The organism is Aestuariivita boseongensis (genome assembly GCF_001262635.1).
Classification (GTDB): Bacteria; Pseudomonadota; Alphaproteobacteria; order Rhodobacterales; family Rhodobacteraceae; genus Aestuariivita; species Aestuariivita boseongensis.
On the sequence record NZ_JXYH01000007.1, the window covers coordinates 20011 to 46233 of the forward strand.

Here is a 26223-nt window from a genome sequence, read left to right on the forward strand (position 1 = left end):
TCGTCTTCCTTCCTTTATTGGGGTCCCCGATCATTCCGCCGGGGCAACCTTATCTTTGGATATGTTTTTGCGCAGAACCTTCAACAGGGGCAACAGGAAGAACAGAAGCGCGATGGCCATGAAGCTCGCAGAAAGCGGGCGTTCGAAAAAGGCCATAACATTCCCCTGTTCCGAAATCAGCGTCTGGCGGAAGCTTTTTTCCATCAACGGGCCAAGAACTAGCGCCAGAACCAGCGGGGCCAATGGGTAATCGGCCTTGCGCAGCAGATAGCCCGCAACCCCAAAGCCCAGGATCAGCCAGACATCATGCAGTTTCTGGCTGGGCGCATAGCCACCCACAAGGCACAGAACCAGTACCAGCGCACAAAGCACGGTGAAGGGCATCCTGAGCGCCCAGACAAACAGCGGGATCAGCGCCAGATTGATCGCAACGGCCGCGAAATTCGCGGTGTAGAGCGACGAGATCAGGCCCCAGACGAAATCGGGCTGTTCGATGAAGAGCATCGGACCCGGCACCAACCCCCACATCACCATACCGCCCAGCAGCAGTGCGGTGGTCGGCGAGCCGGGAATGCCCAGCGTCAGCATCGGCAAGAGCGATCCGGTGGAGGCCGCGTTGTTGGCCGTCTCGGGAGCCGCGACCCCTTCGATATTGCCCTTCCCGAAGGTCTCGGGCGATTTCGAGGTGGTTTTCGCCATGCCATAAGCCATCAGTGCGGCAGGCGTCGCCCCTGCGGCGGGCAGCATGCCCACGAAAAACCCAAGGAAGGATCCCAGCGACATGGTCTTCCACAGCCGGTTGATGGCTTTCATGCCCAGCCACAGCTCTTTGAAGGTCAGCTTCGCGGGCGTCACGCTGGGCGATTTGCGTTGGGTTTCGATGGTGTAAAGCACCTCCCCCACGCCATAAACGCCGATGGCCAGCACAAGGAAAGAGATGCCGGAATAAAACCCGGGTTCATCGAAGAAGATCAGCCGCGGCTGGCCGGAGATCAGATCAAGGCCGACCGTCGACAGAACCAAACCAAGGCAGATCATGATCAGCGTTTTCAGGACATCATCGCCACCCAGCCCCACGAAAGTGGTAAAGGCCAGGAGGACCAGCGCGAATTCCTCCGCCGGGCCAAAGGCCAGCGCCAGATCGGCCAGCGGGACGGCGAAAACGGTGAAGAGAACCACGGAAATCGTCCCACCAATGAACGACGCCATCGCCGCCGCGATCAGCGCCAGACCCGCCTTGCCCTGTTGCGCCATGGGCCGGCCGTCAAAGGTGGTCGCCACCGCCGTCGACGATCCCGGTATTCCCAACAGAACCGACGAAATCGCCCCGCCATACATCGCGCCATAGTAAATCGCACAGAGCAGAATGATCGCCGAAGACGGCGGCACGATAAAGGTCAGCGGCAGCACAATCGCCACACCATTCACGGACCCCAGCCCCGGCATCGCGCCGATGAAAAGGCCCGCCGTGACCCCAAGGATCACGATCATCAGGTTCAGGGGCGACAGAGAGGTCGCGAACCCGTCAGCAAGAAGTGCAAGAACGTCCATGACCCAGACCTCTTAGAAGAAGGTTGCGTAAAGCGGGATGAAGAGCGGCTCGGTCCAGCCTTTGGGCAGCAGGATCTTGAGCGTGACTTCGAAGAAAAAGAACAGAAAGACCGGCGTCGACAGTGTCAGGATGCCCGTCAGGACCCAACCATGACGGCCATAGATCTTGAGATACCAGAACATGAAGAGCGGGATCGCGATATAGCTGCCCGCGTAGGGCATCAGCGCGATCGTCACCGCCACCGCCACCGTCACGGCAATGACCGATCGCAGAGTGACGTGATCGAAAAACGCCTGCTGGGTGCGGTCCTGCAGGAAGCTGCGCACCAGAACCCCGCCTGCCGCCAGCGCCATGATCAGCGACAGCCAGAACGGAAACGCGCCGCCACCCGGGCCGCCGGTTTCGCCGTTCCACCCGATGGGCAGGGCCACGGCGTCGCTCATGAAATAAAGGCTCATCCCGATGATGGAGAGCGCAATCAGGCGATCAGCAGCTTGCAACGGCTTGCTCCCGGTGAAGTGTGAAAGGGTCAGGAGGCAGAGGGCAGGCTCGATCACACGAACCCGCCCCGCTGCATCAGGAGATCAGGGCCTGCCTCAGGAGCTTTCGCCCATCATGTTCAGGATCTCGGCGTGTTTCTCACGCTCTTCCAGGAAATAGGCCTGCAGCTCATCGCCGCTCAGGAAATCGGCCATCAGGGCTTTTTCCTTGGTATAGGTCTGCCATTCCTCGGTCTGCGACAGCGCGCGGAAGAGCTCGGTGTAATAGGCCACCGCTTCGGCAGGCATGTCCTTGGGGCCTACGAACGAGCGCTGCATCCAATAGACGATGTCATGGCCCAGCTCACGTGCCGTGGGAACATCAGGGAACGCTTCCAGACGTTCGGGTGTGAAAGCCGCGATGGGGCGCGCTTTGCCCGCGTTGTAAAAGCCCATCTGCTCGGAGGGGTTGTTCACGGTCGAATCGATATGGCCGCCCACCAGGTTCTTGGCAACATCTCCGCCGCCCTTGAAGGGGACATAGGTGATTTCGATGTCAAACTCGTTTTCCAGCATCGCGGTAACAAGGCTGTCTTCCTGACCGGTGCCGGTGCCGCCCATTTTCCAGGTGCCGCCCGAGGCTTTGACCGCCGCGACCCAGTCATCCAGCGTTTGGATGTCACTGTCTGCGTTCACCCACAGAACAAAGGTGTCCAGCGCCATGCGGGCGATGGGGGTGAATTCTTCGATATCGACGCCGATATCGGTGCGCAGGGGCGTGGTGTAATAGCTGTTCAGCGTCGCCATGATCTTGTGATCATCGCCGCCATTATCTTTCAGATAGCGCAGCGCCTCGGCCCCCGAACCGCCGCCCTTGTTCACGGGCAGAACCGGCATGGTGGCCAGTTTTTCCTTCTGGATGATCGACTGGAACAGCCGCGCAAGGCGATCCGCGCCACCGCCCTGACCGGCCATGATGACCATTTCGATGGGTTTGTTGGGCGCCCAGTCGGACGCGGCGGCGGGCAGAGCCGCACCTGCAGTGAGCAGAGCGGAAGCGGCCAGCGCCATTGCCGAACGGCGAGTGAAAATGTTGATCATGTGTGTCCTCCCAATGATGCCCACTGCCGAAAGCTGACAAAGAATGCGATCAAACCGGCACTGGTACTGGGGGGTTTTAGCGCCCACGACAGATTATTCCCCCAAAATCGGGTTGCTTAGTAGAAAATTACCTTTACATTATTTACAATTGTAAAGGTGTAATGCCATGAGCAAGACATTTGTCGGTCCGCAGCTGCGCCAGTTGCGCCGCACCCATGGGGAAACCCAAGCCCGCATGGCCGAACGTTTGGGTATCAGCCCGGCCTACGTCAACCTTTTGGAAAGCAATCAAAGATCGCTGTCAGTACAGGTTCTGGTGGCGATCACCGAAACCTATGGCGTGGACTGGCGCGACCTTCTGCGCGAGGGCGAAGAAAACCGCGTGCCCGAGCTGCGCGCGGCGATGCGCGATCCGATCTTTCCCGGCGAGCCGCCGGATGTGCAGGAGCTGCGCGCGGCCCTTGATCATGCGCCGCGCGTGGTCGATCGGTTCCTGCAGCTGTACCAAAGCCACACGGCCCTGACCGACCGGCTGAACCGCATGTCCGGCACCGGCGACGCGATGGATCTGCTGGCCACCTCTCCCGAAACGGCGATCCATGACGTGTTTCGCGACCGCGGGAATTACTTCGACACGCTGGAGCGTGTGGCCGAGGATTTCCGCGGGCGGATCGGGGGCGCGGCGGATGACATGTATGCCTCGATCAAGCGGTTCCTCAGGGTCGAGATGGGCCTGACCGCACAAATCGTGCCGCCCGAACAGATGCGCGATACGCTCCGCCTGTTCGATCGCGACCGCGGGGAAGTCTTGCTGTCGCAAGCCCTGGATCATTCGAACCGCGTCTTTCAGCTGGCCCATGTGCTGGGGCTTCTGGTCTGTTCAGACCATGTCGAAACCATCGTGACCCAATCCGCAATTGCCGATCCCGATGCGCGGGCCCGGCTGGCGGTGGAACTGACCAATTACTTCGCGGGCGCAGTGCTGATGCCTTATGAGGCCTTCCTGACCCTTGCCGAGGAAACGAAATATGATCTGGACCGGCTTGCCGCCGCCTTTGGAGTAAGTTTCGAGCAAGTCTGCCACCGCCTGACCACCTTGCAGCGCGACGGACGAAAGGGTGTGCCGTTCTTCTTTCTGCGCGTGGACCGGGCGGGCAATGTCACCAAACGCTTCAACGCCACGCCGTTTACGCTGGCCGAACGTGGTGGATCCTGCCCGGTCTGGGATATTCATCGCGCATTGCGCACCCCCGGCGTCATGATCCCGCGCTTTGTCGAATTGCCCGACGGCGGGCAGTTCTTCACGCTCTGCCGGTCCACGGACAGGCCCGTGTTCAGCCGGGGCACGCAGGATCGCAGGCTTGCGGTGGCGCTGGGATGTGAACGCGCCCATGCGGAGCGGATCTGCTATGCCGAGCCATTCAACCTGAAAGATCCCGAGATCTTCCATCCCATCGGCATTTCCTGCCATGTTTGTCCGCGCAAGGCCTGTACCCAGCGCGCGCACCAGCCGCTGAACATGAAACTTGGGCTGGATGCGGACAGGCGTGGATCAACCCGGTACGAAAGCTGACTTGCACCGGGGCGGGTTTTGCGCCCAACTGGCCTGCGCAGGACAAAGGACAGGCGATGCGACCCCAACCCTATCTGAACCCGATGCCGGTGCGCGGCCGGATCGACACGGCCCAACCTCTGGGCCTGCCGGTCATCAACATGGCCTTCAACGAATTGCCCTGGGCCCCCGCCCCCGCGGTGGCGCAGGCCCTGGCCCAGGCCAGCACGGGCGCGCAACGCTATGGCAGCCCGTCCTGCGACCGCTTGCGCGCTGCATTGGGAGAGGCCCATGGCCTGGATCCCGACCGGATCATCTGCGGCAACGGGTCGGAAGATCTGCTGGACGTGATCGCACGCGTCTTTGCCCGTCCGGGCGATGAGATCCTGATCAGTCAGTTCGGCTATATCCAGTTCGCGCTGACTGCAAACAGGCTGGGCGCGGATCTGGTGAAAGCGCCCGAGTCTGATTACCACACCGATGTCGACGCGCTGCTGGCGGCGGTGACAGATCGCACCAGGGTTCTGTTCCTGGCCAATCCGAACAACCCCACAGGCACCTATATCCCGGTGGAGGACCTGGCTCGGCTGGCCGATGGGCTGCGCGAGGATGTCGTTCTGGTGCTGGATCTGGCCTATGGCGAATTCGCGCCGGACGGATATTGCGCGCAAACCCATCAGCTTGTGGACCGGCATGAAAATGTGGTGGTGACGCGAACCTTCTCGAAAGCCTTTGGTCTTGCGGGCGCGCGGGCGGGTTGGTGCCACGGGCCCGCCTGGATCATCCCGGTGCTTTACGCCGCGCGCGCCATGGGGCCTGTGAATGCGCTGGCGCAGGCGGCTGCAATTGCCGCGCTGTCGGATATGCAGACCGTGCATGAGCGCGTGGCCGCCATCCAGTCAGAGCGCGCGCGCCTGACAGGCGTTCTGACCCAGCGCGGGTGTCATGTATTGCCCAGCCACGCGAATTTCCTGCTGTTGAGCCCGCCGGACCGCGACCCGGCCAGTACCGAGGCGCTGATCGTGCATCTGTTCGACACCGCCGGGCTGATCGTGACACGCACGCGGGAGGCCGGGCTTGAGGAGTTCTTGCGCGTCTCGATCTCTCTGCCCGAGCATAACGACCTGTTTCTGGAAGCCGTCGATCGCTTTCTTGCCTGATCGGGCCCGCGCGGCCTAGCCCTTGACCGGCATCTTGTCCAAATGCCGAAGCATCGCGGCAAAGGCGTCCAGCCGGCCCTGCTGATAGGCGGCGAGGTCCATTCCCTCGTAGTTCAGGAACCCCTGCCCGTCGCGCAGGCCGGTGCGGCCTTTCTCCATATTCTCTTCAATGATCGCGGCGGCGGCAAAGCGGTCATGCCCGGTGGCCTGCGTCATGTAGCGGCTGGCGTAATAGAGGATATCGCCCCCGCCCCAGTCGATGAACTCCAGAAGACCAAGCACCGCAAAACGGAAGCCAAAGCCGTATTTCGTGGCCTTGTCGATGTCTTCGGCGGTCGCGACCCCTTCTTCCACCATGCGGGCGGCCTCGTTCATTGCAAGCATCTGGATGCGCGGCACGATATAGCCGGGACTGGCTTTGCAGACCACGGGCACCTTGCCGATGCGTTCCAGCAGGTCTTTCAGCGCTTGTGTCACCGCCGGATCGGTCGCGTCGCCCGGAGACACCTCGACCAGCGGGACCAGAAAGGCGGGGTTCAGCCAATGGGCATTCAGGAAGCGTTCCGGACGGGTGACAAGCGGCTGGAGATCATTCGACAGGATGGTCGAGGTGGTCGAGGCGATGATCGCAGCCGGATCGGCATGAGCGCAGACGCGGGCGAAGGCGTCTTTCTTGGCCTCGATCGTTTCGGGAACGCCTTCGAAGATGACGCTGGCGCCATCCAGCCCCTCGGCCAGTTGGTCGTTAGAGAACAAACGCACGCGGTCGGCGACCGTCCCAACTTCGGCCAGGTCCAGAAGGCCTAAGCCCGCCATCATGGTCAGCGTCGCTGTCAGCTCGGACCGCGCTTCTTCGGCCAGGGTTTGTGCGGCCTCCGCATCGCGTGGCTTGGCGTCGATCAGATGCACCGGGTGGCCGGAATAGGCGAAGGCCACAGCCATGCCGCGCCCCATGCGGCCCGCACCGACGCAGGCGATGGTTTCCTTGGCCGCCATGTTACGCCCCTTCCCTGAGCATCGTCTGAAGCTGGTCGCGGCTCATCCCCGCAAGACCCAGATTGTCCAGCGTCCGCCCACCGGCGCGGAAATCGCCGTCGCAAATCGCCGACCCGATGGCCAGAAGCCCCGTCGCGGTGGGTGCGGGCACCCCTGCCCAATCGGCGACTGAGACGAGGAAGGCCAACCCCGTCTCGACATCCTCGCGCATGTAACGATGTTCGGTCAGCACCAGATGTTCGCGCCAGTCTCCGCTATCGGTCAGCTTGTCATGGGCGGCGTTGCCGTACATCCAGTCGGACGTGTTGTAGTGATCGGCCAGCGGGAAATGCGGCGCGCCATAGCCCAGAGCCTCGCGCACCGCCATGCGTTCATTGTCAAGCCGCGTGGTGACCCGGCGGATGGCAGGTTGCGTGCCTTCGTTGTGGATGTCCCAATGGTCGAAATGCTCGATGGGGCCTGCATTCATGATGATCAGCGGCGGGTGGATGATGGGGCCTGCATTCATCAGCGCGCCAGACAGTGCATCATCGGCCGGTTCAACCGATGGATAGGCCTGGGTGATGACGGCATGTGCGTGGTTTGCATTCTTATAGGGGTAAACGCCTGTCGGAAGTCGCGTGGCGCGGGTGGTGATGGCGACCGTCTCCAGCCCGTGCATACGCGTGAGATATGGAAGCGTGCCCGCTTCGGCCCAACTGACATCGGCGGTGTTGCCCGCTTTGCGCACGATGTCGGCCATGATCCAGCTGCCGAAACTGCCCGGCGGCAGGAAGACGACCTGCCCGTCCGTCAGGTGGGGCGCCAGGGACGCGGCGATGTCACGTTGCGCGGTGGCGGGCGTGGGGCAGACGATCAGATCCGCGCCCGTCACAGCCTCGGCGATATCGGAGGTGACGATGGGAATACGGATCGGCCTTTCGCCCTGAAAGTCCTTGAGGATCAGTGTGTTGTCGCGGTCTTGCAACGCCCCTTGCGCAGCGGCGTTGCGCCGCCAGAAGCGCACGTTGTGACCCTGTTCAGTCAGATCGACCGCGGCGGCTGTTGATCCGTTTCCGCCACCCAATACTGCAACTTCCATCATCTCCCCCTTTCCCGGGGTGGCTGTGACCAACCCGGATTTGCATGAAATTTCATATTTATCCAAATGTTGATCGCAATTGCAATTGCGTCAAGCTTTTCATATGCAAATGCATAGAAATTTTGACCGGGCATCTTGCAACCCTAACTGAGTGGTGCAAGATGACTGCGGCAAAATTGCCCGGCCCGGCTGTTCGCAGCCGCAATAAAGAAGACATATCAGGGAGACGAAGCATGTCCATTTTCACCCGCCTTTCCACAAAGGCAGCAACAGTCCTGCCCGCGCTTGGGCTGGTCATGGGTCTGGGGGCGTCCGCCGCTCAGGCCGAAGACCGGATCTCCGCGGTTCACGCATTCCCCGAGTTCCTGGTCTATACCAAGACCTTCCTGGCGATGGTGGAAGACATCAACGCGCGCGGAGAAGGCATCGTGCAGATCGAAGTGCGCGGCGGCCCTGAAGCAATCGGCATGTTCGAACAACCTGCTGCAGTGCGCGACGGCGTGATCGACATGGTTCACACGCCCGGGTCGTTCTATGGCGCCAACGTGCCCGAAATCGACGCTATGGTCGCCGCCCGTGTGACACCGATGGAAGCACGCGCCAATGGCGGTGCCGCCGTGATGGACGAAGCGCATCGCGAGCGGTTCAACGTGACCCACCTGGGTTGGATCGACGGGGGCATCAAGTTCCACATCTTCATGAACAAAGCGCCCGTCTTTGACGAAAACGGGGTTCTGGACCTGACAGGTGTGAAACTGCGCGACAACCCGATCTATAACGCGTTCTTCACCGCGCTGAACGCCTCCACATCGTCGATGCCTGCGACCGAAGTGTATTCGGCGTTGGAAAAAGGTGTGGTGGATTCGGCCGCCTGGACGCAGATCGGTATTCCGCAGCTGAAATGGAACGAGTTCCTGACGCATCGCGTGGACCCGTTCTTCTACAACACCGACCTGGGTGTAATCATGAACCTGGATGCCTGGAACGCCTTGAGCCAGGAAAGCCGCGACCTGATCACCACCGTGGTGCAGGAATGGGAAGAGAAATCCTATAACGACCGTCAGGCCGATGTTGTGACCGACAACCAGATCCTGGCCGAAGGCGGGATGGAGTTCGTGTCCCACCCCACCGAGGAAGCGGGTGCCGCTTACCAGAAGCTGGCCGATGACGCAGCCTGGGCGCGCATGAAAGAGCGGATCGGTGGCACCGACGCAGGCATGGCCCGCTATAACAAACTGCGTGAGCTTTACGCAGGCGACAGCGGCAGCTGAAACTGACACTGGGCGTCACCCCCATCCGGGGTGGCGCCTGACGCCCCCGAAAAGAGGGGTTTGAGGCACGGGGTGCAGGGGGAAAATACATGCGCGTGATTGATCGCATCTGCGATGTGCTGGCGGTGATTGCCGGGCTTTACCTTGTCTGGATCATGCTGGCGATCGTGGTCAGCGCGCTGGCGCGAACGCTTTATCTGTCAGGCACGTGGTCCAGCCACCTCTTTACCTTTTCGGAATTCGGGCTGCTTTACATCGTGATGGCGGCCTCGCCCTGGCTGGTGCGTCTGCGCGGCCACGTCTTTATCGAGCTTCTGACGGCCTTCCTGCCCAAACGGATCCAGTCGGGGTTCAGCCGCTTTGTGGCCGCCCTGTGCGTTCTGATCTGCGCGATCCTCACGTATTTCTCGTTGGTGGCGACGATCCGCGCCTATGAGTTCGGCGACGCGCTGATGCGCAGCCTGGATATGCCGAAATGGTTGATTCTGGGCGCCATGCCCATCGGCTTCGGGCTGATGGGGCTGCAGTTCTGCCGTTTCGTCTTTGGCCCTGAAACCCTGCATACCGGCCAAGCCGGCGTGCACGAGTAGGAGCGGCTCAGATGGAATGGTTCGAGGCGCTCTTCTTCCTTTTGGGCATGATCTTGTTTTTCATGGCGCTTGGCGTGCCCGTGGCGCTGGCGTTTCTCGCCGCCAACGTGATTGGGGCTGCCTATTTCATGGGCGGGCGCGGCGACATCGTCTCGCAGATGACGCGGGGGATCGGGGCGTTGGTGAACAACGCGATCCCGACGATCACGTCGTTCAACCTGATGCCGGTGCCGATGTTCCTGCTGATGGGGGAGATATTCTTCTTCACAGGCCTAGCAAACCGTATGTTCGGTGCGGTTGATCGGCTGATGGGCAAATTGCCGGCGCGCCTGTCTTTCGTGACGGTGGCAGGCGGCACGGCTTTTGCAACGCTGTCGGGTTCGTCCATGGGTTCCACGGCGCTTTTGGGCTCGCTCATGGTGCCGGAGATGCAAAAGCGCGGCTACAAAAAGCACATGGCGATTGGGCCCATTCTGGGCACTGGTGGTCTGGCGATGCTGATCCCACCCTCGGCTTTGGCGGTGCTTTTGGCGACGCTGGCCGAGCTGGATATCGGGGCGCTGTTGATTGCGGGCATTTTGCCGGGTTTGATCCTTGCGATCATGTATGCGGTGCTGATCCTGCTGATGGCGCTTTATGATCCGTCTGCGGCCCCGGCTTACGAGCTGGATCCCATCTCGGCGGGAGAGAAGCTGAGGCTCTTTTTCATCGACATCCTGCCGATGGTCTCCATCGTGATCGGGGTGATCCTGCTGATAATGTTCGGCATCGCGACCCCGTCAGAAAGCGCGGCCTTTGGCTGTCTGGGTGTGATTGTGCTGGCCGCCCTTTATCGGTCGCTGACCTGGGATGGGTTGGTGAAATCGGTAACCGGCGCGCTGAAAGTGACGACCATGGCGCTGCTGATCATCTTTGGATCGGCCACGTTTTCAGCGCTGCTGGCGTTTTCGGGGGCCTCATCAGGTCTGATCCGCTGGGCCACAGGGTTTGAGCTGGATCCGATCACGATGCTTCTGATCATGTTCGGCATCCTTTTGATCCTCGGCATGTTCATGGACCAGCTGTCGATGATGCTGCTGACCGTGCCGATCTTCTTCCCGCTGGCCCAGACACTGGGATTTGATCTGATCTGGTTTGCCGTGATCGTTCTTCTGGCGCTGGAGATCAGCTTTACAACACCTCCCTTCGGGCTCTTGCTGTTCGTGATGAAGGGGGTGTCGCCACCCGATACGAAGATGCGGGATATCTATATCTCGGCCATGCCCTTTATCGGCTGTTCCATGCTTCTGGTTGTTATGCTGATCTTCCTGCCCGGCATTGCCACCTGGTTGCCGAGTTTGGGTCAGTAGCGCCCAAGCATTTTCGAAAATGCTTGGGCCAAGGCGCTTCGAAGCGCCTTGGTGCTCAGAGCCCTTTGGGGTGCGTCATGAATTCCTCGATCACCCAGTCCGGCGCTTTGGTGTAATCGCCCACGCGGCTGACGCCTTGTCCGGTGATGGATTTCAGGCGCACGGCCATTTCAGCCATTTGCACTGCGATCGGGATTCCGTTCACGACGGGTGCGCCGTCGATTTGGTGGTCGTGGAATTGGGAAAAGAGCAGCATGGGGATACCGCCGCCAGGGATCAGAACATCCGTGCCGTCGGCGATCATCGGGCGGCCCTGCTCTTCGAAGAGCAGTTTGACCTGTTCTGCCTTTTCATCGTCTCCATAGGCCTCGAGGATCTGACCCGGTTCAAAGGTCATGGAATGGACGCCCGTGACGCGTTCCTTCAGCCCGTATTTGCCGATCTGGTGGTGGAACCAGGGGATGAAGCGCGGGTTGATGGTGACGATGCCCAGCCGTTGGCCCATCTGGCAGCACCAGAGCATCGTGGCCTCTCCCAGCCCGATGACGGGGATGTCGACGACAGACCGGGCCTCGTAGAGGCCTGCGTCCTGGAAATGGCCGACGATGAAGGCGTCATAGCCTTCGCGTTCGGCGCGCACAGCGTTGCAGATCATCTCGCGCGCGCAGCGCCATTCCATCAGCGGGTGGGCGTAGCTGTCAAAAGGCGTGATGCCGCGGATATCGACCTGGGTGTCGGGGGATGACACGGCGTTCAGATGCGGGCCCAGCATGTCCCAATAGGACGCGCCATTTTCGTAATCGACATAGGATTGGTACCAGATTTTCATGCGCGGTCCCTTTGGCGGATGTGGGATTGGGTATTTTTTGCCAGAAAGAAGCAGGGGAGTGGTCCCGGCTGGATCATGATGTGAAAGACCGGATGGTTTGGAGCGCGCCTTCGAGGGTTTTGCCCGCTTCGTCCTTGAGCGCGGCTTCACGCAGGCGGCGCGCCCAGTCGGCGGCGTCGTCGCGGCCTGCGACGAGGGCCATGCCGTCAATCACACGGTCGAATTTCGACAGGCCCCGCGCGTGGGTGTCGGAGTAGCCCTTGATCAAGCGGCGGCAGCGCAGGGTTTCGACGGCGAGCGCGTAGTCGGTTGTGAGGTGGTGGGTGACGGTGGTGAGCCAGGCGTCGAGATGGGCGGCCTCTACCGCGTGGCGGCGGGTTTTGAGGCGCCAGCGGCGCAGGCCGCCGATAATGTAGAGCGGGATGAAGCCGCGCAGCGTGTCGGTGCGGATGCGGCGGCCCTTGTTGAACCAGCGATCGAGCCGCGCCATCCATTTGGGGGAGTTTTCGATTTTCGCGCCCAGTTTGGCGGGGAGGAGACCGGCGATTTCTTCCGCGCGGGGATGGAAGAATTCGGTGAGTTGGAGGACTTGTGCCTCCCCCTTGCCCATTTCGCCGTCAATCCGGGCGCTGCGCGCGCCGCGGGTTTTGCGGTCGGCCACACGGATCACGTCGTCATAGGCCATTGCGTTGGCGATGTATTTGGCGGCCTCTTTGGTCAGCTCGAACCCATGGGCGTCGTTGTCTTTGGCGGCGAAGCGGTCAAGGCGGTCGAGATAGGTTGCGCCATAAGCCGCGTCCTGGAAATCGACGACCTTTTGTAGGCCAGCGGCGGCCATGTCTCGGGCGGGTTCTGGCAGGGCGGCGATGCGCGCGGTCAGCGCCTCCCACGTGGTTTGGGCGTTTGTGGGACCTGTGATCGCGGTTTGAGGCTTGGGGGCTTCTGGCGCGGCTTCGACCTTGGTTGGCTCGGTGACCGCGGCGAGGCCTGCCTCGAAGGCGCGCAGGCTGGCCTCCACGCCTTTGCCGGAGGCGCGGATGGCGTCGCGGAAGGCCTCAGCCTTGAACGGCAGCGCGCCGGATCCGGCGATGGCGCCAAGAAGGCTGGCGGAGATGACGGAGCCCTGGTCGACGGCCAGCTTCTCCATATCCGCCACCAGCAGGCGTTGGGCGGCGATTTCGGCGGCGGCCATAACCTCTTCGGCGCTGGCGATGCCGTTGCCGGGCTCCATCTTTTCCGACACGGCCAGGGCGCGGTGGGTGGAGGCGATGAGCGTGGTGCGGTCGGGCGTGACGAACCCGCGTTGGATCGCGCGGCCCGCTTCCATCCACTCGGCGGCGACGAGGACGTCGACGTCTCCGCCTGCAGGGGCCAGCGAAAAGATGGGCGCGTCGATGCCCTGTGGGCCGATTTCGATGTAATAGATCGTGGCGCCGGTGCGTTGGGCCACCCCCGCGACGGAGGTGGCTTGTACCGCGCGCCCCTCGGCCCGGGCCACGGCTTCGACCCAGTTGGTCAGGACGCCACCGCCCTGCCCGCCCACGGCCATGATCACCAGTTTCAGGATCGCCTGGGCGCTGTCATTGCCTTGGGGGGTAAAGAGCATCTCATGTCTGGTCATTGCGACACCTCCTGAAACTGGAGCTGTTTGGTGGCGCGACGGTTTTGCAGCCAGCCGATGACGGAGCGGCGGAAGCGGGCTTTACGCGCCTCCCACCCGGTGGGGTTATGGACCACATCGGCGCGGTAGAAGGAGGGGCAGAGGACGGCGGCATCCGCGACTTCCCCGCAATTGCCGCAGCCGACGCAGGTGTGATCGATGGAGGCCACGGGGTCGTCGCGCAGCGGATCGTCCAGCGTTTTCAGCGACAAGGACGGGCAGCCAGAGAGGCGGATACAGGCGTGATCGCCGGTGCAGATGTCCTCATCCACGCCGAACCGGGGCGCCTCGACCCGGCGGCCTTCGCTGATGGCCTTTTTGCGCAGAGGCTTTTCGCGACGCTGTTTGTTCAGCATGCACTCGGAGGACGCCACGATGACCTTGGGGCCGTTGTAATCGGTGGTCAGCGCTTCCTTGATCGTGTCGCGCAGTTTGCCGACCTCATAGGTGTTGTCGATCTGGCGGATCCATTTGACGCCGACGCCTTCCAAGGCTTTGGAGATGGGGTTGTTCGTGGCTTTCGTCGGGTTATCCGCGCGGGACGACATCAGATCCTGCCCGCCGGTGGCCGCGGAATAGTAGTTATCGACGATGATCGCGACGCTGTCGGACTGGTTGTAGACCATGTTCCCGATCGACGAGCTGAGGCCGTTGTGCCAGAACCCTCCATCGCCGAGGAACGAGACCGCACGGCGTTCGCCGCCCCCGTCGAAGGCCGCGTTAGAGGCCGGGCCAAGGCCGTAGCCCATGGTTTGTCCGCCGATTTCGAACGGTGGGAGGGAGCCGAAAAGATGGCAGCCGATATCGCCGGAGATCTGGTGTTTGCCCAGCTCCTGCTCGACCAGTTTCATGGATGCAAAGATGGGGCGTTCGGGGCATCCGGTGCAGAAGCCTGGTGGGCGGATCGGGACGGTTTCCGACAGATCCGGGATGTCGGGCGGGGGCGCATTGGGGGCGCGGACCTGGCCGGGGAGGAATTCGGGCGCGGCTTGTTTGAGGAAGGTCGTGACGGAATCGAGCATCACTTGGCCGGTATATTCGCCCGCCATGGGGAAGATGTCTTTGCCGTGGAGTTTCGTTGTGAGCCCTGAGCGGAGAAGATGCGTCGCCAAGTTCTGCTCGATGAATTCGGGCTGGCCTTCTTCAATGATCAGAAGCGCGTCTTTGCCTTTGGCGAAGTCCAGAAATTCGTCCTGCACCAGCGGATAGGTCACGTTCAGGCAATAGATCGGGATGGCAGAGCGGCCTTCGATATCCGCCAGACCCAACCGTTGCAGCGCGCGGATCACGCCGTTGAACATACCGCCCTGCACCACAAGGCCCACCGGGGCCGTGTCGGGGCCGAACATCTCATTCATGCCGTTCTCGCGGATGAATTTTTCGGCAGCAGGCCAGCGGTTGTCGATCTTGTCGTGTTCCTGCTTGTAGGAGAACGGCGGCAGCACCACGCGGGAGAAATCGGATTGCGGGTTCGACAGCGCGTCACGTACCGAGAGCGGCGGGATGACGTTATCTTCGGTGTCGAACTGGCCGGTCACGTGGCAGGACCGGATGCGGACCATCAGCATGACGGGGCTGTTGGAGGCCTCGGACAGCTCAAACCCCTGTTTCACCGATTTCACGATGGAGGGCAGATTGGGCCGCGGGTCGAGCAGCCAGAACTGGGATTTCATGGCAAACCCGTGCGAGCGTTCCTGCATGATCGACGAGCCTTCGCCGTAGTCTTCGCCGACGATGATCAGCGCGCCGCCATTGACGCCGGAGGACGAGAGGTTCGCCAAAGCGTCCGAGGCGACGTTGACGCCCACGGGGCCTTTGAAGGTCACGGCGCCCCGGATCGGGTAATGGACGGAGGCCGCGAGCATTGCCGCCGCTGCAGCCTCTGACGCGTTGGCCTCATAACGGACGCCAAGCTCGGTCAGCAATTCCTCGGCATCGGCCAGCACATCCATCAGGTGGGAAATCGGCGCGCCCTGATAGCCGCCCACATAACCCACACCCGATTCCAGCAGCGCCTTGGTGATGGCCAGGATCCCTTCTCCGGTGAAGGTATCCCCTTTGCCCAGCTTCAAATCTTCGACTTCCCGTTTGAACGATCTTTCGGCCATAAGCCCTGCCCCTGCCTGAATTTAGATCTCGTGTTTGCGGATATTGCTCAGCATCTTGCGCAGCGTCGCGATGAAGGCTTTTTGTTCGGCCTTCGGGATGCCTTTGAACATGGCGTCATGGCCGCCGATCATATGCGGCCAAAGCCTGTCGAACGCGGCCTGCCCCTGATCGGTCAGAAAGACGCGGCTGGCGCGCTGGTCTTTGGGATCGGCCTCGCGCCTGACCAGACCGTCGTTGACCAATGCGTCCAACGCGCGCGACAGGGTCGATTGCTCCACCACGGCAAAGACGCCAAGATCACCGATCTGCAGCCCGTCGCGTACAGACAGAATCGCCAAAGCCCGCATCTTCGCGGTGCTCAGCCCCAGGGCCGACATCTCGGATCGGAGATTGGCGTTATAGCGCCCCATGATCCGGTTCATCAGATAGGGCGCATAATTCTCGAGCCCTATCTCCTGAAAAGAAGCCGAGACCTGCAGGTCATCTTTGGTGGCCGAAACGGCGGAGGAGTTTGACATCTGTTACTCTTACTGTCGTTGTTGGAGGGGGTGCAGCAACGTTGGCAAATTTATATGCAAATGCAAGTAACCTGTCCAGCACTGGAAACCCGCTTTTTTCCCGTGCACAGTCGGAAAAATCCAGTGGACCCTGCCCCATGACCATCAGACTTCTTGCCCTGCGCCAGCCGCCGCCCCCGGTGATGGAGGCTTTGAACGGCTATCACGTGGAGGTGGTGCAGGATCCGACCGCGGCCTGGGAGGTCGATGCGCCGCAGGAAGTGCGCGGGTTGGTGAATTTCGCGGGCAGCCTGGACCGGGAAACGCTGGATCGTTTTCCGGCGCTTGAGATCGTGTCGCATATGGGCGTTGGGTATGACGGTGTAGATGTGCAGGCTGCGCTTGAGCGGGGCATTACCGTCACCCACACGCGCGACGTGCTGAATGCGGATGTGGCGAACTTCGCCTTTCTGATGCTTTTGGCGGCCAGCCGGGAATATGTACGTCAGGACACCCATGTGCGCAGCGGGGCCTGGGAACAGGGGCAGACGCAGCTGACCTGGTCCCTGGAAGGCAAGACGGTGGGCATCGTGGGGCTGGGCCGGATCGGGCGCAACCTTGCGGCCAAGCTTGAGGCGTTCAATGTCACGGTCCTGTATCACGGTCGTGGCAAACAGGATGTGCCCTATGAATACTGCCCCGATCTGGTTGAGATGGCCGCGCGCTGCCGGGCGCTTGTGCTTTTGCTGCCTGGCGGGCCTGAGACCGATCACCTGATCACGGCGGATGTGATGAATGCGCTGGGCCCCGAGGGCGGATTGGTCAATGCCGCGCGCGGATCCGTGGTGGATCAGGACGCGCTGATTGCGGCGCTGCAGGACGGGCGTTTGGGCTGGGCCGCGCTGGATGTCTTCGCCGATGAACCGCACGTGCCGCAGGTTCTGCGTGATATGCCCAATGTTCTGCTCAGCCCTCATGCGGCCAGCGCCACGGTGGAAACGCGCGGCGCGATGTTCGATCTGGTGGCGCAGAATATCCGATCATATTTCGAAACCGGCAAGACACTCACGCCTATTCCGGAATGCGATCCGTAGGGCGGGACAAGTCCCGCCCTACGGCTCCAGCCGTGCCAGAAGGCTTTTCAGAACCGGCTTGATCGCAGCGGCCTCTTCCTCGGACAAGCGGTCCATCAGGGATGCTTCATGTGCGCGTGCATCTGTCACCAGTTCGGTTGCAAGCTCCCTGCCCTTTTCGGTCAGAAACACGCGAACCCGTCGCGCGTCCTTGGGATCGGGCCTGCGTTTGACAAGACCCGCGCGCTGCATCTGATCCACGATCTTGGTCAGGTGCGATTGTTCCAGAAGAGAGATTCGCGCCAGTGTCGTAATCATGGCCCCATCTTCATCATGCAGTGTCGCCAACACCCGCCATTCCGGCACACGCACGCCCTTGGACCGCACATAGGCGTGGAACTGCCCGCTGGCGTGATGACTGACCGACGCCAGCAGATAGAGCAGATAGTTATCAACAAAACTGCCCTGTTTCGCGCCCTTGCGCAGAGGACTCATGTCATCAGGCATGCCCGCCTCACATCCGGAAAATTTCTCTTGACCGATATTATATGAAATTTCATATTAATCGCAACAGGGGGAGTTTCCCAATGCAACAATCGCTGGTCGTCACGGCGATCCATGATGAAACCGACCGCATCCGGGTCTTTGAACTGACCTCGGCAGAGGGCGGTGATCTGCCCGGGTATACCGCCGGTGCGCATCTGGCCTTTGATCTGGGGGATGTCGGCACGCGGTCCTATTCGCTGATCGATTGGCCCGGTGAGGACCGCGCGGGCCCCTATGTCATCGCCGTTCAGCGCGAGGATGACGGTGACGGCGGATCGAAGGCGATGCACAGCCTGAAAACTGGCGACACCATCACGGCCGAAGGCCCCAAGAACGATTTCGAACTGCGCGACCACGACGGCCCGGCCCTTCTGCTGGCAGGCGGGATCGGGGTGACGCCCATGATTTCCATGGCGACGGCGCTGCAAGCGGCGGGGCGGCCATATGATTTCGTCTTCGCGGCGCGGTCTGCCGAGGTGATGGGCTTTGGCGACAAGGCGGCAGATCAGCTTGGCGCGCGACGCTTTTACGACGATACCGACCCGCTGGACCTGCCCGCGCTGATGGGCGATCTGGCACCCGGCACACATCTTTATATCTGTGGCCCCAAAGGCATGATCGACGCCGCGCGGGCCGAGGCGGTGAAGGCAGGTCTGCCCGAAGATCGCATTCATATCGAGCTGTTCACCTCTACGGCCGAGGCCGAGGGCGACACTGCGTTCGAGGTCGAAATCCACGACAGCGGAGAGGTCTATACCATCCCGCCCGGCAAAACGATTATCGAGGTGCTGGAAGAAGCCGGTATGGATCTGATGTATGACTGCCAGCGCGGCGATTGCGGCATCTGTCAAACGGACGTGATCAGCGGCGTGCCCGATCACCGCGACGTGGTGCTGTCGGATGCCGAGAAAGCCTCGAACACGGTCATGCAGATCTGCGTCAGCCGCGCGAAGTCCGACCGATTAGTTCTTGATCTCTAACGGAAAAGAAGGAGCCAGCCCATGCCCGCTTATACCGTTGAAACTGCCCGAGACCTTGTGCAGGGCCATCAGGTCCACCGCGACATATACACCAGTGAAGAAGTATACCGGCTGGAGATGAAATACCTCTTCCGCAACACCTGGGTGTTTGTGGGCCACGAAAGCCAGACGCCGAACAAGGGCGATTACTTTACCACGCAGGTGGGTGATCAGCCGGTCATTCAGGTACGCCATTCGGATGGGGAGATCTACGTCCTCTATAACCGCTGCCCCCACAAGGGCACCAAGATCGCGATTGACCGGCAGGGCAACACCGGCAAGTTCTTCCGCTGCCCCTATCACGCGTGGTCGTTCAAGACGAATGGCTGCCTTTTGGCGATCCCTCTGAAGAAGGGCTACCAGGACACCTCGCTCAGCGAGACGGAGAACGGTCAGGGCATGAAATCGGTGGGCGCGGTGAAGAACTATCGCGGCTTTATCTTTGCCCGACTGGCCGAAAACGGCATCGGTTTCGAGGATTTCTTCGGCGACAGCCTATCGAGCATCGACAATATGGTCGACCGCTCTCCCGAAGGGCGGATGCAGGTGGCCGGCCCGCCGCTCAGATACATGCATCAGTGCAACTGGAAGATGCTGGTCGAAAACCAGACCGACACCTGCCACCCGATGGTGGCCCATGAATCCAGCGCGGGCACGGCTGTGCGGCTATGGGAGGAGATGGGCAACCCCGAACCCCGCCCCGCCGCGATGCAGATCATTGCGCCCTTCATGTCGGCCTATGAGTTTTTCGAAGACATCGGCATCCGCACATGGCCCAATGGCCATGGGCATACCGGCGTGAAGGGCTCGATCCATTCCGATTACGACGCGATCCCCGGCTATTTCGAAGCGATGAAAGAGGCTTATGGGGAGGAGCGGGCCAAGGCGATCCTGGACGAAAACCGCCATAACACAGTCTATTTCCCCAACATCATGGTGAAGGCGCCTTTGGGTCAGCTGCGCAACTTCATCCCGCTGGGTGCAAACAAATGCCTCGTGGAATCATACGTTTACCACCCCGTTGGCGCGCCCAAAGAACTGACAGCGCGGTCGGCCATGTATAATCGGATGATCAATGCGCCAACCTCGATCGTCGGCCATGACGATCTGGAAATGTACGAGCGCGCACAGGAAGGGTTGATGACCGACGGGCTGGAATGGGTGAATATCCAGCGCCTTTACGACCCGGACGAGGATTTTGACGAAGAGGCGGTGGAAAACGGCACGACCGAACGGCAGATGCGCAACCAGTTCCACGCCTGGGCCAAGTTCATGCACGAGGAACCTGCCCCGGCACAGGCGGAGGCCGCGGAATGAGCGCGCCCAGCAAAGACGACCTGATCGACTTCATCTATGCCGAAGCGCGGATGCTGGATGAGGGGCGGTTCAACGACTGGCTGGCCCTGTGGATGCCGGAAGGCCACTACTGGATGCCCTTGGATTACAAACAGGAGGATCCGCTGACCACGACATCGTTCCTCTACGAAGACAACTTCATGCTGCGGCTACGGGTGGAGCGGTTGGAAGGCGAACGCACCTTCAGCCAGAAACCCAAAAGCCGGTGCCATCACGTGCTGAACCGGCCTTTTGTCGATGAATATGACGTTGATGCGAACCGCTTCGTGACGAACACCGCGATGCATTATGTGGAAACCCGGCTGGATGAGCAGCAATTGCTGGCCATCACCGCAACGCATGAGCTGACCACCGTGGACGGCGCGATCCGCATCGCCAATAAACGCGTCGATCTGCTGAACTGCGATGCGGCCTTTGGGAATATCCAGTTGCTGCCATGATGTTGACCGATCTGCCCTCGATCCACGACGCGTTCCTGTCAGCCGCACGGCGCTGGCCGGAACGGCCGATGCTGAACGTGTTGCCGGGCACGGCGGATGTCTATGGCATCGATGCGGGCGAGATCACCTATGGCGCGGCAGAGGCCAAGATCAGCTATATGGCAGAAGCCTTTGCAGATGCTGGATATTTGCCTGGCATGCGGGTGGCGATGCTGTTGGAAAACCGCCCCGTTTTCTTCCTCACATGGCTTGCGCTGAACCGGTTGGGCCTGTCCGTTGTTCCCATCAACCCCGATCTGCGCGCATCGGAATTGGAATATCTTGTGGGCCATTCCGAACCGGCCCTTATCGTGACAGTCGCCGCCCGGCAGGAGGAGCTACGGGCAGCGGCACAGGCGGCGGGGCTTGCCATACCCGTGATTACGGAAGCCGACACCCCGCCGCCACCTCGGCCTTCGTCGGTTGTTGCCGAGGCGTTGGAGGGGGCCGCGCGTGAGGCGGCGGTGCTTTATACCTCCGGGACGACGGGCAAGCCCAAGGGTTGCGTGCTGTCGAACACCTATTTCCTGATGGCGGGCGATTGGTACCGCGATCTGGGCGGGATTGCGGAACTGACCGATGAGGGCGAGCGCATGATCACGCCCCTGCCGGTGTTCCACATGAACGCTATGGCGGCGAGCTTTATGGGCATGCTGTCGGTGGGCGGGTGCCTGACCGTGCTGGACCGGTTCCACCCGAAGACGTGGTGGGAGGATGTGCGCGCGTCGAAAGCGACTTGTTTGCATTACCTGGGCGTGATGCCGTCGATCTTGATGAAGATGGAGCCGACGGATCAGGACCGCGCGCATTTCGTGCGGTTCGGCTTTGGTGCCGGGGTCGATCCGAAGCTGCACGGGCCGTTTGAGGAACGGTTCGGCTTTCCGCTGTGTGAAGGCTGGGCGATGACCGAAACGGGGCTGGCGACGGCGATCACCAACAACGCACCGGATCGGTTGATCGGGCATTCGTCATTGGGCGTGCCGGGGCCGGAGATGGAGCTGCGGATCGTCACCGATGCAGGCGCTGACGCGGGGCCGGATGAACAGGGTGAGCTTTTGGTGCGGCGCGCTGGTGAGCGCCCGCGCGAAGGTTTTTTCTCTCATTACTACAAGGATCAAGCGGCCACTCTTGAAGCTTGGGAAGACGGCTGGTTCCATACAGGCGACATCGTGCGCCGCGATGCGGAGGGGCGTGTGTTCTTCGTCGACCGCAAGAAGAACGTCATCCGTCGGTCGGGGGAGAATATCGCCGCTGTGGACGTGGAATCGGTGTTGATGAAGCACCCCGATATCACCGCCGCAGGCGTCGCCCCCGTACCCGATCCGATTCGGGGCGATGAGGTTTTTGCCTGTCTCTGCGTCGAAGGTGGCGATGCGGACACGGCCCGCGCGATCACCGATTGGGCGCTGGAGCAGATGGCCTATTACAAAGTGCCGGGATATATCGCCTTCGTCGATGCCCTGCCCCTGACGCCCACGCAAAAGATCCAGCGGGCCAAGCTGAAACAGATGGCCGCCGATCTGTTGGCCGAGGGCCGCGCCTTCGACGTCACCCATCTGAAGAAACGGCAGGTGGCGTGATGGGGCGGCGCAGGCAGAGCTATGACGGTGTCGTGCTGGCCTGCCCGGTCTCGATCCCCTATCAGCGTTATTCGGTGGACACAGCGCATTGGTGGATTGCCACCGCCTTGCGTGAGACGCTGAAGGCCGCGAAACTGACGCCGAAGGAGCTCGATGGGTTTTCAGTGTCCTCCTTCACGCTGTTCCCAGACACACCCGTGGGTCTGACCCAGCATCTGGGCCTTTCGCCCCGCTGGCTGGATATGATCCCGATGGGTGGGGCGTCTGGCGTTGTGGCCTTGCGGCGGGCCGCGCGGGCGGTGCAGGCGGGGGATTCCGATATCGTGGCCTGCGTGGCAGGCGACACAAACCATATCGACAGTTTTCGCCGGATGCTGTCGTCCTTTTCGCGCTTTGCGATGGATGCGTCCTATCCTTACGGCTATGGCGGGCCGAACGCGAATTTCGCCCTTCTCACAGATCGTTACATGACGGAGTTCAACGCCACGCGAGAGGATTTCGGCCGCATCTGCGTGGCCCAACGCGCCAATGCGCTGAATTATCCCGGTGCGATCATGAAGAAACCTCTGACGCTAGAGGATTACATGAACGCCCGGCCCATCGCCGACCCCATCGCGCTTTTTGATTGCGTGATGCCGGTGGCGGGGTCGGAGGCCTTTCTGGTGATGACCGAGGATGAGGCGGTCCGTCGCGACCTGCCCTTCGCCCGGATCGGATCGGCCATCGAACGGCACAACGCCCATGCCGAAGACCCGATCCAGCTGCGCGGCGGGTGGACCGTTGATCTGGATGAGCTTTATGGCATGGCCCAGGCTGCGCCTACGGATATGGATCTGGTGCAGACCTATGACGATTACCCCGTGATCTCGATGATGCAGATCGAGGATCTGGGATTTTGCGGCAAAGGCGAAGGCCCCGATTTCCTGCGCGACAAGGATATGACCATCACCGGCGATTTCCCGCATAACACCAATGGCGGGCAACTGTCGGCGGGCCAAGCCGGGGCTGCGGGCGGGTTTATTGGTCTGGTCGAGGCGATCCGGCAGGTCACCGGGCAAGCCGGGCCAACGCAGGTTAAGGATGCTAAGAAGGCGCTGGTGTCGGGCTTCGGCATGATCAATTATGACCGGGGTCTGTGCACCTCGGCCGCGATTTTGGAGGCCGCATGACAACGCCCCTCCAACCGCCCCCCAAGAAGAACCCGCAAAAGCGCACTGTCAGCCCGACGCGGCCGCCGGAAATGCGCTCGCGGGCATCCTTGGGCTTGCAGGCTGCCGCCGCAGAGGGGCGGTTCGCGCTGCAGGTCTGTGCAGAGTGTCAGACGGTGCAATACCCGCCGCGTGATGCCTGTCAGAACTGCCTGTCGACCGATATGCCGTGGACGGACGTTTCGCCCGACGGCGAATTGCTGGCCGAGACGACGATCCGCACATCGACCAACCTCTATTTCCGGGAACGCAGCCCGTGGCGCACCGGGTCGGTGAAGTTGGACGCGGGCCCGGTGATCATCTGCCATGTGCATGGCGATTGCGCGCCGCGTTCGCGGGTGACGCTCTGGAACCTCCTTGACCGCGCAGGGCAAGCGACCCTGCTGGCGGTCCCGCAAGAAAGAACGCCCCTGATGGAAGATGACCCGCAATTGCGCCAGATGACGGCAGACCCGAAACATCGCCGCGTGCTGATCACCGATGCGCGCCATCCCGGCACGCCGGCTTTGGTCAAAGCGTTGAAAGACGCGGGCGCTGCGATGATCTTTGTGGGCGAAGCAGAGACCTGGCGGCCCTATCCCGGACGCGCCGCGCTGGAGGAGATGGGCGTGGATCTGCAGCCGCTGGATCTGACCGATACCGCATCGGTACAGAAACTGGCAGGCGAATATGGCGGCAAGACCGATATCCTGATCAACAACGCCCGCTTCATGCGCCCCGGTGGCGTGCTGGAGCGGGGCGATACCGCTTTTGCCAAAGAAGAGATCGAGGTGAATTACCTAGGCCTGATGCGTCTGGCGCAGGCCTTCGGGCCGGGCATGTGCGCGCGGGCGTCAGACGGAGTAAATTCGGCTGCGGCCTGGGTGAATGTGCTGAGTGTGGAGGCGCTGTCGAACGCGCCTGCCTATGGCTGTTTCAACGCCTCAAATGCGGCGGCCTTTGCGCTGAGCCAATCCTTGCGCGCTGAATTCCGGGGCGCTGGTCTGCGCGTGATGAACGTCTTTACCGGCCCGACGGAGGATGCCTGGTATCAGCCCTTGCCCCCGCCCAAGGTCACCCATGGCGCCTTGGCGAAATCCATCGTGGACGGTCTGCAGCGCGGGTTGGAGGATGTCTATTGCGGCGATGTGGCGAAGGATCTGCATGAACGGTTCCGCCGCGATCCCAAAGTGTTGGAGCGCGAACGCACCATGGCGGGGGATATGGCATGAGCGCGTTGACCCAACTGGCCACTGCGCTCAGCGCAGGCAAGATCGACGTGATCGACCTGACCCACACGCTGGACCCGGATTTCCCGGTGATCATCTTGCCGCCCGAATTCGGCCAATGCGCGCGGTTCCGGATGGAGGAGGTCAGCGCCTATGACCACCGCGGCCCTGCGTGGAAGTGGCACAATATCTCCATGTCGGAACACACGGGCACCCATTTCGACGCACCCTCGCACTGGATTTCGGGGCGGGATGTGCCTTTGGGATCGGTTGATGAGATCCCGCCCGAAAAATTCGTGGGCCCGGTTTGCGTCATAGACTGTTCGGCCGAAACGGCACAGGACGATGATTTCCTGATGACGCCCGACCATATCCGCGCCTGGGAGGCCGAACATGGTGAGATCCCGAAAGGCGCCTGGGTGCTGATGCGCACCGACTGGTCAAAACGCAAGGGCGCGGCCTATCTCAACATGAAGGAAGACGGCCCCCATTCCCCCGGCCCCGCGCCGGACGCGATCCGCCACCTGATCGAGGAACGCGATATCGTCGGCTTTGGCACCGAATGCGTGGGCACGGACGCGGGCCAAGGGATGCATCTGTCACCGCCATATCCCGCGCATTTCATTCTGCACGGGGCAGGCAAATACGGCCTGCAATGCCTGACCAATCTGGACAAACTGCCCCCCACCGGCGCGGTGCTGATGGCCGCCCCCTTGAAAATCAAGAACGGGACCGGCAGTCCGCTGCGCGTTCTCGCGATGGTGGAAACATGAACCTGACGGCTGTCATCACCGGGGCCAACAAGGGTATTGGCGGCGATCTGGCCGAACGGTTGCTGGCGCGCCATTACACCGTCATCAATATTGCGCGGAACCCGTCGGATAATCCAAACGTTATCAATGTTCTGGCCGACCTTCTTGATGCGGACGCCGCCGCGCAGGCCGCCAGCGAGATCGCTGAAAAGTACAACGTCACCCATTTCATCCATAACGCGGGCATCATCTGGCCGAACCTGATCGAAGATGCCACGCCCGACGACCTGGCCGGACTGACGCAGATACACCTGTCGGCCCCCTTGACGCTGCTGCAAGGGTTCCTGCCAGCAATGAAAGCCAATCGCTTTGGCCGCGTGCTGTTCAACGGGTCGCGCGCTGCACTCGGCGTGCCCACCCGCACCGCCTATTCCGCGACCAAGGCTGGGATCATCGGCATGGCGCGCACCTGGGCGCTGGAACTGGCGCCCCACGGGATCACGGTCAATGTGGTGGCCCCCGGCCCCGTGCGCACCGACAATTTCTGGGACATCATACCGAAAGGCAGCGACCGCGAGGCCGAGTTGGCCAAACGCCTGCCAGTGGGCCGCCTTGGGGAGCCGCGCGACATCTCGAACGCGTTTTTGTTCTTTTGCGACCCGGAAAACAGCTTTGTCACCGGGCAGACCCTTTATGTCTGCGGCGGGGCCAGCGTAGGGACGCTTCAATTGTGAACAACCGGAAGATGAAGACACGAATGAATGCTTGACGAGAAA

24 protein-coding genes are annotated in these 26223 nt (G+C 61.5%); 14 read left to right on the plus strand and 10 right to left on the minus strand.

The window, feature by feature from the left end; all coding sequences use genetic code 11:
- Positions 1–30: 30 nt before the first annotated feature.
- The 3 genes from TR61_RS04435 to TR61_RS04445 all read right to left on the minus strand — a co-directional run bounded on the left by TR61_RS04435 (position 31) and on the right by TR61_RS04445 (position 3132).
- On the minus strand, positions 31–1551 hold the full coding sequence (locus TR61_RS04435) for a tripartite tricarboxylate transporter permease (protein WP_050928390.1): 1521 nt from the start codon (positions 1549–1551) through the stop codon (positions 31–33).
- A 12-nt stretch (positions 1552–1563) separates the two neighbouring features.
- Complete coding sequence (locus TR61_RS04440; RefSeq protein ID WP_157440821.1) at positions 1564–2052, minus strand: tripartite tricarboxylate transporter TctB family protein; 489 nt, start codon at positions 2050–2052, stop codon at positions 1564–1566.
- Positions 2053–2148: 96 nt separating this feature from the next.
- Positions 2149–3132 carry a tripartite tricarboxylate transporter substrate binding protein gene (locus TR61_RS04445; RefSeq protein WP_050928393.1) on the minus strand — a complete coding sequence of 328 codons (984 nt, stop codon included), beginning with the start codon at positions 3130–3132 and terminating at the stop codon, positions 2149–2151.
- Between the two features lie 166 nt (positions 3133–3298).
- Here TR61_RS04445 and TR61_RS04450 point away from each other — a divergent pair, with 166 nt between their 5' ends.
- Positions 3299–4705, plus strand: coding sequence for a helix-turn-helix domain-containing protein (locus TR61_RS04450; protein ID WP_050928396.1), 1407 nt, complete (start codon positions 3299–3301; stop codon positions 4703–4705).
- A 56-nt stretch (positions 4706–4761) separates the two neighbouring features.
- Positions 4762–5844 carry a pyridoxal phosphate-dependent aminotransferase gene (locus tag TR61_RS04455; protein ID WP_050928398.1) on the plus strand — a complete coding sequence of 361 codons (1083 nt, stop codon included), beginning with the start codon at positions 4762–4764 and terminating at the stop codon, positions 5842–5844.
- 15 nt (positions 5845–5859) lie between these two features.
- Here TR61_RS04455 and TR61_RS04460 read toward each other — a convergent pair whose 3' ends face one another.
- Both TR61_RS04460 and TR61_RS04465 read right to left on the minus strand, forming a co-directional pair.
- Positions 5860–6840, minus strand: a complete 981-nt coding sequence (locus TR61_RS04460) for a 3-hydroxybutyryl-CoA dehydrogenase (RefSeq protein ID WP_050928400.1) — start codon at positions 6838–6840, stop codon at positions 5860–5862.
- 1 nt (position 6841) lies between these two features.
- Positions 6842–7921: an NAD/NADP-dependent octopine/nopaline dehydrogenase family protein gene (locus TR61_RS04465; protein WP_050928536.1), complete on the minus strand. Its 1080-nt coding sequence runs from the start codon at positions 7919–7921 to the stop codon at positions 6842–6844.
- Between the two features lie 233 nt (positions 7922–8154).
- Between TR61_RS04465 and dctP the strand changes: the two genes are divergently transcribed.
- The 3 genes from dctP to TR61_RS04480 all read left to right on the plus strand — a co-directional run bounded on the left by dctP (position 8155) and on the right by TR61_RS04480 (position 11131).
- Complete coding sequence (gene dctP, locus TR61_RS04470) at positions 8155–9192, plus strand: TRAP transporter substrate-binding protein DctP (RefSeq protein WP_082181844.1); 1038 nt, start codon at positions 8155–8157, stop codon at positions 9190–9192.
- Between the two features lie 89 nt (positions 9193–9281).
- Positions 9282–9782: a TRAP transporter small permease gene (locus TR61_RS04475; RefSeq protein ID WP_050928402.1), complete on the plus strand. Its 501-nt coding sequence runs from the start codon at positions 9282–9284 to the stop codon at positions 9780–9782.
- An 11-nt stretch (positions 9783–9793) separates the two neighbouring features.
- Positions 9794–11131 carry a TRAP transporter large permease gene (locus TR61_RS04480; protein ID WP_050928404.1) on the plus strand — a complete coding sequence of 446 codons (1338 nt, stop codon included), beginning with the start codon at positions 9794–9796 and terminating at the stop codon, positions 11129–11131.
- A gap of 55 nt (positions 11132–11186) precedes the next feature.
- On the opposite strand, the gene TR61_RS04485 is transcribed toward TR61_RS04480, so the two are convergent.
- The 4 genes from TR61_RS04485 to TR61_RS04500 all read right to left on the minus strand — a co-directional run bounded on the left by TR61_RS04485 (position 11187) and on the right by TR61_RS04500 (position 16247).
- The gene (locus tag TR61_RS04485) at positions 11187–11960 is read right to left on the minus strand and encodes an aspartate/glutamate racemase family protein (protein WP_050928407.1); all 774 of its coding nucleotides are present in this window, start codon (positions 11958–11960) and stop codon (positions 11187–11189) included.
- Positions 11961–12033: 73 nt separating this feature from the next.
- On the minus strand, positions 12034–13581 hold the full coding sequence (locus tag TR61_RS04490; protein ID WP_082181845.1) for an indolepyruvate oxidoreductase subunit beta family protein: 1548 nt from the start codon (positions 13579–13581) through the stop codon (positions 12034–12036).
- Positions 13578–15728 carry a thiamine pyrophosphate-dependent enzyme gene (locus TR61_RS04495; RefSeq protein ID WP_050928410.1) on the minus strand — a complete coding sequence of 717 codons (2151 nt, stop codon included), beginning with the start codon at positions 15726–15728 and terminating at the stop codon, positions 13578–13580. Before TR61_RS04495 ends, TR61_RS04490 begins: the two co-directional genes overlap by 4 nt.
- A gap of 21 nt (positions 15729–15749) precedes the next feature.
- Positions 15750–16247, minus strand: a complete 498-nt coding sequence (locus tag TR61_RS04500; protein WP_050928412.1) for a MarR family winged helix-turn-helix transcriptional regulator — start codon at positions 16245–16247, stop codon at positions 15750–15752.
- A gap of 137 nt (positions 16248–16384) precedes the next feature.
- Between TR61_RS04500 and TR61_RS04505 the strand changes: the two genes are divergently transcribed.
- On the plus strand, positions 16385–17320 hold the full coding sequence (locus TR61_RS04505) for a 2-hydroxyacid dehydrogenase (RefSeq protein ID WP_050928414.1): 936 nt from the start codon (positions 16385–16387) through the stop codon (positions 17318–17320).
- Positions 17321–17338: 18 nt separating this feature from the next.
- On the opposite strand, the gene TR61_RS04510 is transcribed toward TR61_RS04505, so the two are convergent.
- Positions 17339–17806 carry a MarR family winged helix-turn-helix transcriptional regulator gene (locus tag TR61_RS04510; protein WP_050928417.1) on the minus strand — a complete coding sequence of 156 codons (468 nt, stop codon included), beginning with the start codon at positions 17804–17806 and terminating at the stop codon, positions 17339–17341.
- Positions 17807–17886: 80 nt separating this feature from the next.
- Between TR61_RS04510 and TR61_RS04515 the strand changes: the two genes are divergently transcribed.
- From TR61_RS04515 to TR61_RS04550, 8 genes are read left to right on the plus strand one after another with little or no spacing between them, the layout of a single operon-like run.
- Positions 17887–18825, plus strand: coding sequence for a PDR/VanB family oxidoreductase (locus TR61_RS04515; protein WP_050928419.1), 939 nt, complete (start codon positions 17887–17889; stop codon positions 18823–18825).
- A 21-nt stretch (positions 18826–18846) separates the two neighbouring features.
- A complete protein-coding gene (locus TR61_RS04520) occupies positions 18847–20181 on the plus strand; it encodes an aromatic ring-hydroxylating dioxygenase subunit alpha (protein ID WP_050928422.1) in 1335 nt (444 codons plus the stop codon).
- Positions 20178–20660, plus strand: coding sequence for an aromatic-ring-hydroxylating dioxygenase subunit beta (locus TR61_RS04525; RefSeq protein WP_050928423.1), 483 nt, complete (start codon positions 20178–20180; stop codon positions 20658–20660). The genes TR61_RS04520 and TR61_RS04525 overlap by 4 nt, the downstream gene beginning before the upstream one ends.
- Positions 20657–22279 (plus strand): AMP-binding protein, encoded by a 1623-nt coding sequence (locus TR61_RS04530; protein WP_216595361.1) that lies wholly within the window; start codon positions 20657–20659, stop codon positions 22277–22279. Before TR61_RS04525 ends, TR61_RS04530 begins: the two co-directional genes overlap by 4 nt.
- Positions 22279–23448 (plus strand): thiolase family protein, encoded by a 1170-nt coding sequence (locus TR61_RS04535; protein ID WP_050928425.1) that lies wholly within the window; start codon positions 22279–22281, stop codon positions 23446–23448. Before TR61_RS04530 ends, TR61_RS04535 begins: the two co-directional genes overlap by 1 nt.
- On the plus strand, positions 23445–24698 hold the full coding sequence (locus TR61_RS04540; RefSeq protein WP_050928428.1) for an SDR family NAD(P)-dependent oxidoreductase: 1254 nt from the start codon (positions 23445–23447) through the stop codon (positions 24696–24698). Before TR61_RS04535 ends, TR61_RS04540 begins: the two co-directional genes overlap by 4 nt.
- Positions 24695–25468, plus strand: coding sequence for a cyclase family protein (locus tag TR61_RS04545; protein ID WP_050928432.1), 774 nt, complete (start codon positions 24695–24697; stop codon positions 25466–25468). The genes TR61_RS04540 and TR61_RS04545 overlap by 4 nt, the downstream gene beginning before the upstream one ends.
- Positions 25465–26181, plus strand: a complete 717-nt coding sequence (locus TR61_RS04550; protein WP_050928434.1) for an SDR family NAD(P)-dependent oxidoreductase — start codon at positions 25465–25467, stop codon at positions 26179–26181. The genes TR61_RS04545 and TR61_RS04550 overlap by 4 nt, the downstream gene beginning before the upstream one ends.
- Positions 26182–26223 lie beyond the last annotated feature (42 nt).

Bases quoted from the DNA above. Each gene is read 5' to 3' on its own strand.
- TR61_RS04435 (WP_050928390.1), bottom strand. From the start codon at position 1,551: ATGGACGTTCTTGCACTTCTTGCTGACGGGTTCGCGACCTCTCTGTCG.
- TR61_RS04445 (WP_050928393.1), bottom strand. From the start codon at position 3,132: ATGATCAACATTTTCACTCGCCGTTCGGCAATGGCGCTGGCCGCTTCC.
- TR61_RS04450 (WP_050928396.1), top strand. From the start codon at position 3,299: ATGAGCAAGACATTTGTCGGTCCGCAGCTGCGCCAGTTGCGCCGCACC.
- TR61_RS04455 (WP_050928398.1), top strand. From the start codon at position 4,762: ATGCGACCCCAACCCTATCTGAACCCGATGCCGGTGCGCGGCCGGATC.
- TR61_RS04460 (WP_050928400.1), bottom strand. From the start codon at position 6,840: ATGGCGGCCAAGGAAACCATCGCCTGCGTCGGTGCGGGCCGCATGGGG.
- TR61_RS04465 (WP_050928536.1), bottom strand. From the start codon at position 7,921: ATGGAAGTTGCAGTATTGGGTGGCGGAAACGGATCAACAGCCGCCGCG.
- dctP (WP_082181844.1), top strand. From the start codon at position 8,155: ATGTCCATTTTCACCCGCCTTTCCACAAAGGCAGCAACAGTCCTGCCC.
- TR61_RS04475 (WP_050928402.1), top strand. From the start codon at position 9,282: ATGCGCGTGATTGATCGCATCTGCGATGTGCTGGCGGTGATTGCCGGG.
- TR61_RS04480 (WP_050928404.1), top strand. From the start codon at position 9,794: ATGGAATGGTTCGAGGCGCTCTTCTTCCTTTTGGGCATGATCTTGTTT.
- TR61_RS04485 (WP_050928407.1), bottom strand. From the start codon at position 11,960: ATGAAAATCTGGTACCAATCCTATGTCGATTACGAAAATGGCGCGTCC.
- TR61_RS04490 (WP_082181845.1), bottom strand. From the start codon at position 13,581: ATGACCAGACATGAGATGCTCTTTACCCCCCAAGGCAATGACAGCGCC.
- TR61_RS04495 (WP_050928410.1), bottom strand. From the start codon at position 15,728: ATGGCCGAAAGATCGTTCAAACGGGAAGTCGAAGATTTGAAGCTGGGC.
- TR61_RS04500 (WP_050928412.1), bottom strand. From the start codon at position 16,247: ATGTCAAACTCCTCCGCCGTTTCGGCCACCAAAGATGACCTGCAGGTC.
- TR61_RS04505 (WP_050928414.1), top strand. From the start codon at position 16,385: ATGACCATCAGACTTCTTGCCCTGCGCCAGCCGCCGCCCCCGGTGATG.
- TR61_RS04510 (WP_050928417.1), bottom strand. From the start codon at position 17,806: ATGCCTGATGACATGAGTCCTCTGCGCAAGGGCGCGAAACAGGGCAGT.
- TR61_RS04515 (WP_050928419.1), top strand. From the start codon at position 17,887: ATGCAACAATCGCTGGTCGTCACGGCGATCCATGATGAAACCGACCGC.
- TR61_RS04520 (WP_050928422.1), top strand. From the start codon at position 18,847: ATGCCCGCTTATACCGTTGAAACTGCCCGAGACCTTGTGCAGGGCCAT.
- TR61_RS04525 (WP_050928423.1), top strand. From the start codon at position 20,178: ATGAGCGCGCCCAGCAAAGACGACCTGATCGACTTCATCTATGCCGAA.
- TR61_RS04530 (WP_216595361.1), top strand. From the start codon at position 20,657: ATGATGTTGACCGATCTGCCCTCGATCCACGACGCGTTCCTGTCAGCC.
- TR61_RS04535 (WP_050928425.1), top strand. From the start codon at position 22,279: ATGGGGCGGCGCAGGCAGAGCTATGACGGTGTCGTGCTGGCCTGCCCG.
- TR61_RS04540 (WP_050928428.1), top strand. From the start codon at position 23,445: ATGACAACGCCCCTCCAACCGCCCCCCAAGAAGAACCCGCAAAAGCGC.
- TR61_RS04545 (WP_050928432.1), top strand. From the start codon at position 24,695: ATGAGCGCGTTGACCCAACTGGCCACTGCGCTCAGCGCAGGCAAGATC.
- TR61_RS04550 (WP_050928434.1), top strand. From the start codon at position 25,465: ATGAACCTGACGGCTGTCATCACCGGGGCCAACAAGGGTATTGGCGGC.